At 53.3% G+C, this 11,676-nt stretch carries 13 protein-coding genes; 2 read left to right on the top strand and 11 right to left on the bottom strand.

The features are described 5' to 3' along the window. Positions 1-16 precede the first annotated feature (16 nt). Positions 17-988: a MalM family protein gene (locus tag FE848_RS01545; protein WP_200200974.1), complete on the top strand. Its 972-nt coding sequence runs from the start codon at positions 17-19 to the stop codon at positions 986-988. A gap of 5 nt (positions 989-993) precedes the next feature. Here the strand turns inward: FE848_RS01545 and FE848_RS01540 are convergent, their stop codons facing one another. Genes FE848_RS01540 through FE848_RS01530 form a run of 3 tightly spaced genes read right to left on the bottom strand, consistent with a single transcriptional unit; the run spans position 994 to position 3,372 of the window. Continuing rightward, positions 994-2,025: a polysaccharide deacetylase family protein gene (locus FE848_RS01540; protein WP_200200973.1), complete on the bottom strand. Its 1,032-nt coding sequence runs from the start codon at positions 2,023-2,025 to the stop codon at positions 994-996. After that, a complete protein-coding gene (locus FE848_RS01535; RefSeq protein WP_200201296.1) occupies positions 2,022-2,699 on the bottom strand; it encodes a DNA-J related domain-containing protein in 678 nt (225 codons plus the stop codon). Before FE848_RS01535 ends, FE848_RS01540 begins: the two co-directional genes overlap by 4 nt. Before the next feature lie 28 nt (positions 2,700-2,727). Beyond that, positions 2,728-3,372 carry a TetR/AcrR family transcriptional regulator gene (locus tag FE848_RS01530; RefSeq protein ID WP_200200972.1) on the bottom strand — a complete coding sequence of 215 codons (645 nt, stop codon included), beginning with the start codon at positions 3,370-3,372 and terminating at the stop codon, positions 2,728-2,730. A 72-nt stretch (positions 3,373-3,444) separates the two neighbouring features. Here FE848_RS01530 and ttcA point away from each other — a divergent pair, with 72 nt between their 5' ends. Beyond that, positions 3,445-4,365: a tRNA 2-thiocytidine(32) synthetase TtcA gene (gene ttcA, locus FE848_RS01525; protein WP_200200971.1), complete on the top strand. Its 921-nt coding sequence runs from the start codon at positions 3,445-3,447 to the stop codon at positions 4,363-4,365. 52 nt (positions 4,366-4,417) lie between these two features. On the opposite strand, the gene FE848_RS01520 is transcribed toward ttcA, so the two are convergent. The 8 genes from FE848_RS01520 to ccoO all read right to left on the bottom strand — a co-directional run bounded on the left by FE848_RS01520 (position 4,418) and on the right by ccoO (position 11,670). Next, on the bottom strand, positions 4,418-5,107 hold the full coding sequence (locus FE848_RS01520; RefSeq protein WP_200200970.1) for a sulfite exporter TauE/SafE family protein: 690 nt from the start codon (positions 5,105-5,107) through the stop codon (positions 4,418-4,420). Next, positions 5,104-5,358: a cbb3-type cytochrome oxidase assembly protein CcoS gene (gene ccoS, locus FE848_RS01515; RefSeq protein WP_200200969.1), complete on the bottom strand. Its 255-nt coding sequence runs from the start codon at positions 5,356-5,358 to the stop codon at positions 5,104-5,106. Before ccoS ends, FE848_RS01520 begins: the two co-directional genes overlap by 4 nt. 38 nt (positions 5,359-5,396) lie before the next feature. Continuing rightward, positions 5,397-7,847, bottom strand: a complete 2,451-nt coding sequence (locus tag FE848_RS01510) for a heavy metal translocating P-type ATPase (RefSeq protein ID WP_200200968.1) — start codon at positions 7,845-7,847, stop codon at positions 5,397-5,399. Further along, entirely contained in the window at positions 7,844-8,368 is a 525-nt protein-coding gene (locus FE848_RS01505) for a FixH family protein (RefSeq protein ID WP_200200967.1), read from the bottom strand. Before FE848_RS01505 ends, FE848_RS01510 begins: the two co-directional genes overlap by 4 nt. A gap of 48 nt (positions 8,369-8,416) precedes the next feature. Next, a complete protein-coding gene (ccoG, locus tag FE848_RS01500; protein ID WP_200200966.1) occupies positions 8,417-9,847 on the bottom strand; it encodes a cytochrome c oxidase accessory protein CcoG in 1,431 nt (476 codons plus the stop codon). Between the two features lie 137 nt (positions 9,848-9,984). Then, positions 9,985-10,875, bottom strand: a complete 891-nt coding sequence (gene ccoP, locus FE848_RS01495; protein WP_200200965.1) for a cytochrome-c oxidase, cbb3-type subunit III — start codon at positions 10,873-10,875, stop codon at positions 9,985-9,987. Continuing rightward, a complete protein-coding gene (locus FE848_RS01490) occupies positions 10,872-11,057 on the bottom strand; it encodes a cbb3-type cytochrome oxidase subunit 3 (protein WP_200200964.1) in 186 nt (61 codons plus the stop codon). Before FE848_RS01490 ends, ccoP begins: the two co-directional genes overlap by 4 nt. A gap of 4 nt (positions 11,058-11,061) precedes the next feature. Then, positions 11,062-11,670 (bottom strand): cytochrome-c oxidase, cbb3-type subunit II, encoded by a 609-nt coding sequence (gene ccoO, locus FE848_RS01485; RefSeq protein ID WP_200200963.1) that lies wholly within the window; start codon positions 11,668-11,670, stop codon positions 11,062-11,064. Between the last annotated feature and the right edge of the window lie 6 nt (positions 11,671-11,676).

Genomic DNA, 11,676 nt, shown 5'->3' with positions numbered 1-11,676 from the left:
GAACAGACATAGATTCATGACTGCGGCTGTTTGTCTGATTCTTGGTGCAATGTTGTCTGGCTGTCAGATTGGTGGCTCAACAGTATCAAACAAGGAAGGCTATTTTTCCTGGGTAGATGAGCAGGGACGCGTGCGCTATTCACCCATCGTCGAGAAGCCTGCCGAAGAGCCGCCGGTCAGCGAGCCTGCCAGCGGTGACGAGTTTACAGCTGCCAATTATCCGGATGCGGAAGAGTTGCGGCGCAAGGGCTATGTGCGAGAAGGGGACGAACAGCCTTACTATACCTGGCGTGATGCCGATGGCACCGTTCGAAATACCTATTACCAGCCAGACACCCGAACAGATGAGGAAAAAGGGCTTATCGCTCCGCCGCCAGGGGCGACCCCGGCAACAGTGTATCGCGCCGGTGACACCCTTATTGAAACTGATCCTGTGGCCGGGCACGATCCCGAAGCCTTTGCTATTCTAGGCATTGCCGAGGTTGACAACGACTTCCTGAGCCGATTTTCCGAAACCTGCTGTGAGACGCTGGACACCCAGGATCATGAACGCTGGCAGGAAAACCGTGAGTTTGGCGTATACCTGAAGAAAAGTTCTCCCACGCACAGCTTCCTCACAGGTGAGAGTCCCTATCAACTGATTTCACTACCACAAGGTGGACAAGCAGAAGGGCAGATGTTTCGCTTGCGCTCATACGCCAGTGAAGGGGTTGTTGTACCTTCGGTCTTGTTTCTTGATGACACTTTGAGCCCTGTGCGCCTTGTAACAGACCTGGTGTCGGATTTCGTGCCGGAGAATTGGCACCGCCGGGGGTACCTGGAAGCTCGTATCCCGGTAGCCAGCACTGGGGCAGAGCGTTGGATGCTTGTTTTTACCCGAAACGAGGATCTTGAGGGCCAAACGGTTATCGAAACCCGCCGTGGCCCCCGCAAGATACCCCACGTCAGCACCGGTGAAATGGGGCTGAACATGGTAGATGCTCTATAACCGGATCAGTCTTCCGGTTTACTCAAATCCAGCCATTGCTGGGACAGCCAGTAAAAGCCGCCAGCTTTAGCCGGGTGGGTGCAGTTATAGCGGAATCGTCGGCTGTTGAAGGGTTTGGGTGCCTTAATCAGAATGTTATTGTCAGTCACCTTGAAATCAATCCGCCCCATGCCCGAAGCAAAGCAGGTCAGCCTGGCGGGCTGAATATCATCTACCAAAGGCAGAGACAGGGTTGGTGGGTTGGCACTCACGATTCCGTCAGGCAGTTGGTTGGTGTCTAAGGGGAAGGCTTTGCTGTTTAATTTGTCTTTCAGGCCGTTCAGCTGACCGTAGGTGTTGGCCATGGGAAACCGGGGCAAACGGGTTTTGCCTGTAAGGGGCCCAATTGCACCAGATTGCTGCCCGAACCCATACCAGCCTCGTTCTGAGACCTTCGCTTCAAGGGCTTCATCGAACTCGCCATAAGGATAGGCAAATACAGGCAGGTCTGTTCCCAGTTTCCGTTTTAGTTCAGCTTGCGCGGTATCCAGGCTGCGGTTTGTCCGCTTTATCCAGTCGGCTTCCGCTTCGCCCGGCTTTCGCGCCAGATGGCCGTGTCCCGCCGTGTGGTTGGCAATGCTTACACCCTCCCGTCCTGAGAGCTCTTTCAGTTGACCCCAGGTCATGTAGCCGTGTTTTCCGATAGCGGCCGTGTCGACAAAAATGGTGTAAGGCAAACCCCGTTCCTGGAGGATGTCTGCGCCTGTGCTATATACCGACTCATAGGCGTCATCAAAGGTAATCGCGATGCGCTGGCCGGTTGACGGGTTGTTGGAAAATAAATCCTTTGTGGCTTCGTACAAATCAACAACCTCAAGGCCCAGTTCGGTGATCATGTCCAACTGTGCATTGAACAGTGATACAGAGGTACTGGTTGATGGCGGTGTAGACTCGCTTATGTGGTGATATTGAAGTACGACGAGATCGGCTTTTGCGCCAAAACTTGCGAGAAAAAGTGACAGCAGGACAGCTGATATCCAGGGTTTTCGTGCGTTCATATGTGCTCCAAAATCTGACTGAAATGTGCCTTCAGAACGGCAAACGCTTCGTTTAGTGACTGTATTGCTTCTGTTTCTCCACCACGGTCGGGGTGGGCTTGCATCACAGCCCTTCGAAATGCCTGTTTTACCGTTTGAAAATTGTCGGGAACAGAATCGAACCCGAGAACTCGGGCGGCTTGCAGAATCTCCGGGCTGCTGGGATTGGAGCCGCCGCGGCCCTCCCAGAAATCATCCATCATTTGCTGAACCGATTCTTCCGGTAACTCATATTGCGAAACGTCCAGATAGAAACTACGAAGGCTGTCTACTGTACCGGGCAGCCCTTTACCGCCGATGATATCCTGATGCTCAATGCCGATGCGCAAAGGGGAGATATACAGGTTCTCGCCGGCTTCTGCGAGGGTATCCCTTAGGCGGTACAGCACATGGAACAGGAGAAAATGCACCGGGTAGAGCGCTTGAATATCGTGAAACGCCAGTGCGCCAATCAGATTCCACGGCGGGCCCTGAAGCTTTTTGATCAGGCTGAGCTCGTCTATGCCTGCTGGCGCGCTGCGAAGCTCATGCTCAACAGCCACCAGCATATGCTGAACCTGTTGCTCCAGCAATGTATCAGAGCCTTTTGCCGATGGCCTTTGTGAGCACTTCATGGACGCGGGTATATTCTTCATGGCCACAATGTTAGGCCAGCAGCCGTATTCAGGGAAGGGTAGTGAGCCCGGGCAGCCCGCCTTTGAACAATGCCGTAGCAAGGTTCGTCGCCCGGTCCACCTCACTGTCTGCTTGTTCCGGGTGCAGGTGCACGCGCCTCGCGACAGTCAGGCTGGTCTCATAGGCCACGCCAAAGAACGCAGCACAAAGATATTCCTGATCGACGCTTGGCAATATGCCCCGCGTAACAGCTGCTCTAACATCATCCTCAAGGGACATCATGATGAGCTCAAGTATGCCTGAGCCAAATAGATCCCTTATAGCGCGATCGTTACGATGAGCCAGCTCGTAAACGAGAGGGTCCTTTGCGGTGGCGCTGTATACTGCATGGTAGGAGCGGCGAATAAATTCTTCGGTACTCTCAGCGGAGCGGCGTGAACGAGTCAGGTTTTCATTCAATCCACTGAGAAAATCGGTGAGAAGGGCCGCAAAGATGTCCTGTTTGCTCCGAAAATAGTTGTAGAAGGTGCCGGAAGCCAGATCCGTTTTTTTGATAAGGTCACGGATGGTTGTGTTTTCATAGCCTTTTTCTTGAAAGCAGATGCGCGCAGAATTCAGTATTGCTGCGTGGTTGCGCATGCGGTTGCGTTCCCGCTTACCTGGTATTTCTTTATCTGAGCTCAACATATCCATGTTAGTAGCCTGTCCCTGTTAGTAGTGGATGCGTATAATCTCACGATCATTTTCCCACTGAACACAGTAGATATGCCCGAAGCCATAAGTGACAGCCCCGAACAAAATTATAGTTCAGTATACGAACGTAACCTGAAACTGGAGCAGAATAAACTGCAGAAACGCCTGCGCCGCGACGTCGGCCAGGCCATTTCAGACTTTTCGATGATCGAAGCAGGCGACAAGGTAATGTGTTGCCTTTCCGGTGGCAAGGATTCTTATGCCATGCTGGACATACTCCTCAATCTGCAAAAAAGTGCGCCAGTGTCGTTTGAACTGATTGCTGTCAATCTTGATCAGAAGCAGCCGGGTTTCCCTGAAGAAGTGCTGCCAGGGTATCTCGCCGAATTGGGGATCGAGTATCACATCATTGAGCGAGACACCTATAGCATCGTCACTGACAAGGTGGCAGAGGGTAAAACTACTTGTGGCCTGTGTTCACGCTTACGGCGGGGCATTCTCTACAACTTTGCAGAGGAGCAGGGCGTTACCAAGATTGCCTTGGGCCATCACCGCGATGATCTTCTGGAAACCCTGTTTTTGAATATGTTTTACGGTGGCAAGCTTAAAACCATGCCGCCCGTGCTGCACAGCGACGACGGTCGGAATACTGTAATTCGTCCCCTGGCATACTGCCGGGAGAAAGACATAGCCAGGTATGCGGAGCTTCGGGAATACCCAATCATTCCCTGCAATCTTTGCGGTTCTCAGGAAAATCTGCAGCGGCAGGTTATCAAGGAAATGTTCCAGCACTGGGACAAGCAACATCCAGGCCGGCTTGAGTCGATGTTCCGGGCCTTATGCAATGTTGAGCCATCACACCTTGCAGACCCCAACCTCTATGATTTTCGCGAGGGCAAGCGCTTGGGGGGCAAGCGCCAAGCCGTTCAGACGGCTGCGCCGGCACAAGAGCCGGAGCAGAGCTTCGGGCGCCTGGACGTTCTGAATATCTAGTTCTGGCCTCAGGACTGCCTGGTGAATCCGGAAGGCTTGTCAGAGAGTGGAATTAATGGCCGGTCATTGCCAGCAGGGGCAGGGTCCAAAGCCCGAAAATGATCAATAGAGCGCCGGTGAACTTCCGGAACATCTGATTGCTTTTCAGGCCATTGATCCAACTAGCTGCATAACCTGCCCCGAGCATTGAGGGCAGGGTGCCCAGCCCGAAAAACACCATTGTCAGAGCGGCCGAACCCACAGTCGGCTGCAAGGCCGCCCAACCCAGTGTGCTATACACTAATCCACATGGTAGCCAGCCCCAGAGAGCTCCGAGAGCGAGGGCCTGGCCCGCATGATTGATCGGGAGAATCCTGCTGGCAAGGGGTGACAAGCGCTTCCATAGTGGGGCACCGATGCGCTCTACATAGCGGATGCCCTGCCACCACTGGCCCATGGACAATCCCATTGCAATCAACAGCAGGCCCGCTGCCGAGCGCAAAATCATGCCTAGCTGTGTCCATTGGTTTGCGGCTGACGTACTTAGCAGCGCAACCAGCGCCGCAATCAGTGCGTAACTTCCGATGCGTCCAATGTTATAGGCAAGCAGTAACATTGACTGCCGTACGCGAAAACCCTTGCCGACCGGCAATGCCATGGAGAGCGAGGCGCTGATTCCGCCGCACATGGCAATGCAATGAGTGCTGCCAAGCAGGCCAATGAAAAACGCACTGGGATAGCTAAGATACAGTTCCGGGCTCATGATCGATCAGGCTTACTCTCAGGATCGCCATTTTCAATATGAGCTTCAGCGCTCGTGGAGCCTGCAGCTTTATTCTGTTTATCGGTGCGGGCTTCCTCCGGGATCATATCTATATCGTCATCGTAAAGGATGCGATGTGCAGGCCCTTCCAGATCATCGTATTGACCATTCTTGACGGCCCAGGAAAACAGAAAGATGCCCATCACCACGAGAATCAGCATGACCGGTATCAGGAACACTACGACTTCCACGGGATAAACCTCATATTAAAAATCAGATGTTCACGGTATCAGGGCGCAACCTGTGCGCCAACTCGTATTGTTCCTGAGTGGCTCGTGGCCCGAGGCTGTTTACCAAGGCGTAATGCGTTGAGTACAACAATTAACGAGCTAAGTGACATGCCGATTGCTGCGGCCCAGGGTGGAACCAGGCCTGCGGCTGCGAGCGGCAATGCGCTGACATTGTAAACAAGCGCCCATGCCATATTTTGGCGGATTATCTTGCGAGTGCGGCGACTGGTATCCAGTGCCTCCACAAGTTGCATCAACTGGCCATTGAGTAAAACAGCATCTGCTTTGAGCTGTGTAAGGTCCGCTGCAGTGCCCATAGCCACAGATATTCCTGCACCGGCCATAGAGGGCAGGTCGTTGAGTCCATCCCCGACCATCATCACCTGACGGCCTTCTGCTTTCAGCTTTTGTAGAACCTCAAGCTTTTGCTCAGGCGAAGCTTGGCCAATAGCTTCGTCAATCCCAAGCATATCCGCTATTTCGCGCACATGGCCTGAGCGGTCTCCACTGAGCAACAAGGTACGGATTCCGGCATCCTGAAGGGCTTTGATGGCTTGGGCCGCATCCTCCCGGGGCTGATCATCAAGCCAGAAGCTTGCCAGCCATTCGGTATCAGATGCCAGCCAGATTTCCATGCCGGTGTGTGGCTCTGATTCCGGCTCGGGCAGGTCGAGATGCCCCGCCACAAAGGCCTTATGTCCAATGAAAAAGGCCTGGTCACCCAAACGCCCTGTAAGACCACCACCCAGGTGGTTAGTTACCTCTTCAATGGCTGCAGATGGCCGGTTATGAAATACCTTAGCAATAGGGTGTTCAGAATGCTGCTCAAGTCCGGAAGCCAGGCGCAGGCATGTATCCCTGTCTTTACTCCCCGTTACGCGAGTATCAATCAGACTCAATTTACCCCGGGTCAGTGTGCCGGTTTTGTCGAAGATTACGGTATCTATGGTATTCATGGATTCAAGCGCGTGGCCTCGGGTGGGCAGGAAGCCCAGCCGCCGCAGCTTGACTGTGGCTGAGGTAATCGCGGTGGGCGTTGCCAGCGACAGCGCGCAAGGGCAGGTCACTACAAGCACGGAGAGGGTGATGTCGAAAGCGTTGTCTGCTCCGGCCCACCACCATCCGATCCAGACGACCGGCGCAAGAATGAGTACGCGCCCTACAAACTTACCTGCAATGCGATCTGCCATCCGGGCGACAGGAGGCTTTTCTGACTGAACCCGATCCAGTATTCGCAGAATTCCTGACAGCCTTGTTTGAGCTCCGGATTTCTCAACCTGAATATCCAGCGGGTTTTCGCCATTAACGCTACCCGCATGCACTGTATCTCCAGGAATCCGGGTTTCCGGCAAATACTCACCAGTGAGGGCGGACTCATTGAGAGTGGACTGGCCTCGCAGAATGACCCCGTCTACCGGTAGTGTTTCTCCTGGCCGAATACGAACCACATCGCCGGGCTTTACCTGGTGGGCGGGTACAACTTCCGTCTCCTTGCCCGTCACCTTGGTTGCTACCGTGGGGTTGAAACCTGCCAGGGCATTACCGGTAAGGCCTGCGCGGTATCGTGCCTGGACTTCAATGTATCGCCCGAGCAGCAGGAAAAAAGTAAACATACAGACAGATTCAAAATAGACCTCTTCACCGCCCATTACTGTCACCCACGCACTCGCCATGTATGCGAGCCCGATAGCTATGGCTACGGGGACATCCATGGTCAGATGGCGGGTTTTAATGTCTCTTAGTGCGTTGCGGAAAAACGAATCTGCACTGTAAAAAACAACGGGTGTTGCCACCAGTAAGCCGAACCAGCGGAAAAAGGACACAAGTTCTGGTGACAGATCGCTGACCAACTCAAAGTAGAGCGGGAAAGCGAGCATCATACTCTGAAAAGTGCCCATGCCCGCGACAGCAAGGCGAATCAACATTGAGCGATTTTCTGCTTTGAGTTGATCCTCTACTTCATCTGACTGATAGGGGCGGGCGGTATAGCCAAGTTCGTGTATGGCGATCAACAAATCGCTCAAACCGGCTTTATCCTGGGCCCAGACAAGGCGTGCTCGCTGGGTAGTGTGGTTCACTGAGAAAGAAAGCACACCGGGCTGCTTTTTCATATGGTTTTCAAGCAACCATATGCACGCCGCACAGGTAATACCACCAATCAAAAGCTGGGCCTCATGACCTCCTTTAACGGGAGACACGAAGGCTTGCTGAACCAGTGGGTGGTCAAGCTCTCTGAGTCTGTCCAGTTCGGTGGCCGTTAGCTGGCGAGGGGTAATCGCGGCTTGTGTGCGGAGCTGATAGAAGCCTGTGAGGCCTTCGGTGTGAATGGTTTCGCACACCGCCTTGCAGCCCTGGCAACAGAAAAACCGTGTTTCGCCATCAAGCTCAAGAGTAATGCGCGGCTCGCCTTCAGCCGGCTCGCCGCAATGGAAGCAATCCACAGGGGTCACCCTTTGGCGGATCCTTTCGGAACCATATGAACCTTGCTTTCGGTTGGCAGCCAGGCCTCGCCCTTCAGGCGCCAGTGGTTGTCCGGGCCTCGAAGCTCGTAGTACCAACGGCCATCTATGTCACCAAGCATGTTCCCTGTGTAGTGACCATTACCATCACTGCGGAACTGGATAGTACGGTCATTTTGAGAAAGCGTTGGGTGAAACAGGTTAAGGATCAGGTAAGGAAAGTCTGCTGGTCCTTCCTGGGTGTTCACATTCAGCAGAATGCTGCGATCTTCAAATGCCATGTCAGCGTTGAGGCCCATGTCTGCGGCAGCCTGGTCGCGGGCTATCTCAAGGTTAATGCCACGGCCTTCTTTTGAGTAATCGTCTGTGACCATTGTGTCGCGCATATTTGATGCGACAACCAGCATAAACATGCTAAACGTAATCGCAGATAGCGGCGCAATGGTCAAGAACCAGAACCAGGGCTGCCGATACCAAGGTGCGATTGTTGCTGCGGGTGCTTGTTGATTCATAACACTCAGTCTCGTCTGTTTACAGATTGCCAACGGTGATCTTGAAGATCATTGCGTTGGACCGACAAATCGGCTTTCAGTTTCCAGCTTCAGTGACGCATCCGTTTCAGACTGTGCATGGAATATTATTTCGTTGTTTGACTGCGGGATCGATTCTGGAGGAACGTCCACGACCGTCGGCAGAGAGCGGTTTTCACCACTAGCGACTGACACCTGTGTTTGGGTCAGAATGCGAACACCTTCAAGGCCTTTTACTGACAGTTTAAATGTCTGGGGTACTTCTGACATGTTTACTATTTTCAAGGTGTAGGAGTTTTCAATACGCCCCTCACCGTTAAAGCTGAACAGTGCGCCGCGATCCCTCAGAACGTCAAGCTGGGCCGGAACGCGAGTTGCTATTACGAAGATGATTGCCCCGATCATGGCCGTCAGAACGGCGCCATAACCAAACGTACGGGGACGAAGAAGCTTTGAGGGCTTTCCTTCGAGTTCGTTCTCGGTGGTGTATCGGATCAACCCGCGAGGGTAGTCCATCTTGTCCATGATTTCATCACACGCATCAATACAGAGAGCACAACCAATGCACTCATATTGAAGGCCATCGCGAATATCAATGCCAGTGGGACACACGTGGACACATTGTCCGCAGTCAATACAGTCACCCAGACCTACCTCTTCAGGCTTTACGTCCTTTTTGCGGCCGCCGCGTGGCTCGCCACGGTTGGGGTCGTAGGAAACAATGCGCGTGTTCGGGTCGAACATAACGGACTGGAAACGCGCGTATGGGCACATGTAAAGGCAAACTTGCTCACGCATCCAGCCGGCGTTGATATAGGTGGCAGCAGTAAAAAAGGCAACCCAGAAGTACGCCCAACCGTTCGCCTGAAAGGTGAAAATATCTGCAATGAGTTCGCGAATCGGGTAAAAATAACCGACAAATGTCAGGCCAGTCAGCAGTGCAATAAGTAGCCAGATTGTGTGCTTGGCTGATTTTTTAAAGATCTTTTCCCGTGAATTGGGTGCCTTGTCCAGCTTCATACGCTTGTTGCGGCTGCCCTCAATACGCTCTTCAACCCACATGAAGATAAATGTCCACACTGTTTGCGGGCAGGTGTAGCCACACCAGACACGACCGAAAAGCGTGGTAATGAAGAACAGGCCAAAAGCACAAATAATTAACATGCCCGACAGTAGAAAGAAGTCTCTTGGGAAGAAGGTTGCACCGTAGAGGTGGAATTCCCGGGCGGGCAGATCGAAATGAATCAGCGGGCTGCCATCGAGGGTAATCCATACGAACAGGAAATACATGCTCATGAGCGCCATCAAACTAACTGTACGAATGCGCTGGAAAAGCCCAGTTACTTCTTTGACGTAGATTTTCTTCCGGCTGGCATAGAGCTCAACCGTCTCCGGCTGTTTTTTACCGCCCGAGGGCTCTGAGGAGGGGTCGACCTGTTTGACCGGAATTTCATTACTCATGGGTACCTCCAGAAGGAGCTTTAAAGCGCTGATGCGGAGCCTGAAAAAAGGCTGATGCTGATCTTTTCAAGCCTGTGCCCGCGGAAGCAGACACAGGGTTGAACAGACCAAGCCGGGCCAGAGGCCCGGCGGGAAAGTCAGTTCGACAAGCTGTAAACGTAAGCAGCCAGAATCTGAATCTGATCGTTGGACAAGCGACCGCTTTGAGCAGGCATCTCGTTCACACGACCGTGCAGAACTGTTTCTCTGATCCACTCGTAGTTGGAGCCATAGAGCCAGATGTTGTCTGTCAGGTTGGGTGCACCCAGCGCCTGCATGCCCTTTCCTTCAGGACCGTGACAAGCAACGCAGCCCTGTGCAAACACGGCTTTACCGGCTTCTGCCGCAGCAGCGTCTTTTTCCCGACCGCTAAAGCTCAGAACGTAATTAACCACCTGATCCACCTGCTCATTGGTCATGTTAGGCATGACACCTTTGGCTGGCATGTTACCCATACGGCCATTGCGCAGGGTCTCCAGGATAGCTTCGGGCGAGCCGCCCCACATCCAGTCGCCGTCGGTCAGGTTAGGAAAGCCAACCTGGCCACGAGCAGCTGTGCCGTGGCAAACAGCGCAGTTATTTGCGAACAGACGTTGGCCGATCTTCAGCGCGTCTTCATTTTTGGAAAGCTCCACCACCGGAGTTTGGCCAAACTGCGCATAGATTGGGCCGTACTTCTCGTCAGCTGAAGCAACTTCGGCTTCCCACTGGTTGGTAGAGGTCCAGCCCAGCAGTCCCTTGAAGTTGCCAAGGCCCGGGTACAGAGCCAAGTAACCAAGAGAGAAGATTACAGTCGCAACAAATAGATAGAACCACCACTTGGGTAGGGGGTTGTCATACTCTTCGATGCCATCGAAGGAGTGGCCCATGGTACGGTCGGTTTCTACATCAGTTGTCTGGCTCTTGCGTGTTGCAAAGAGTAACCAGGCACAACCAAAGACCACCACGAGCACGATCACGCTGATCCAGATGCTCCAAAAGGTACTCATTGTTTATTCTCCGTTTTTTCCTGTTCAAGAGTACGCTTTTCCACCTCGTCATCATCGAACGGCAGATGGGCTGCTTCTTCGTTAGCCTTTTTCCGGTGAGCGCTGAAGGCCCACCAGATGATGCCGATAAATACCGCCATCACTAAAAGGGTATGCATGCCGCGTAACTCGTTAATATCCATCAAATCACCGTTTGTCTGAAAGTACGGTACCCAGCTGTTGCAGGTATGCAACCAGGGCCTCGATCTCAAACTTGCCTTCTAGCTCACCGGCTGCACTGGCGATTTGCTCGTCAGTGTAGGGCACACCCAAAGTCTGCAGGGCAGTCATCTTGGCTGCGGTGCCTTTATGGTTTACCAAATCTTCGAACAGCCATGGGAAGGCAGGCATGTTGGACTCGGGAACCACGCTACGCGGGTCAAACAGGTGCTGGCGCTGCCAGGCATCCGAATAACGACCGCCAACACGGGCCAGATCTGGCCCCGTGCGCTTGGAGCCCCACAGGAACGGACGCTCGTAAACGAACTCGCCCGCAACGGAGTAGTGGCCGTAGCGCTCAGTTTCAGCACGGAACGGACGGATCTGCTGGGTGTGACAGACGTGACAACCTTCACGGATGTAGATGTCACGGCCTTCAAGTTCCAGCGCCGATATGGGCTCAAGGCCTTCAATCGGTTCGTTCACTTCTTTCAGGAAAAATAGCGGGAGCACTTCCGCCAGAAAACCACCACTGATGACCAGGATGATAAAAACAATCATCAGGCCAAGATTCTTTTCTACAATTTCGTGTTTCATCGGGTC

The organism is Marinobacter sp. 1-3A, assembly GCF_016597775.1.
Taxonomy (GTDB): Bacteria; Pseudomonadota; Gammaproteobacteria; order Pseudomonadales; family Oleiphilaceae; genus Marinobacter; species Marinobacter xiaoshiensis.
This window is presented reverse-complemented; position numbering and strand designations above follow the sequence as displayed.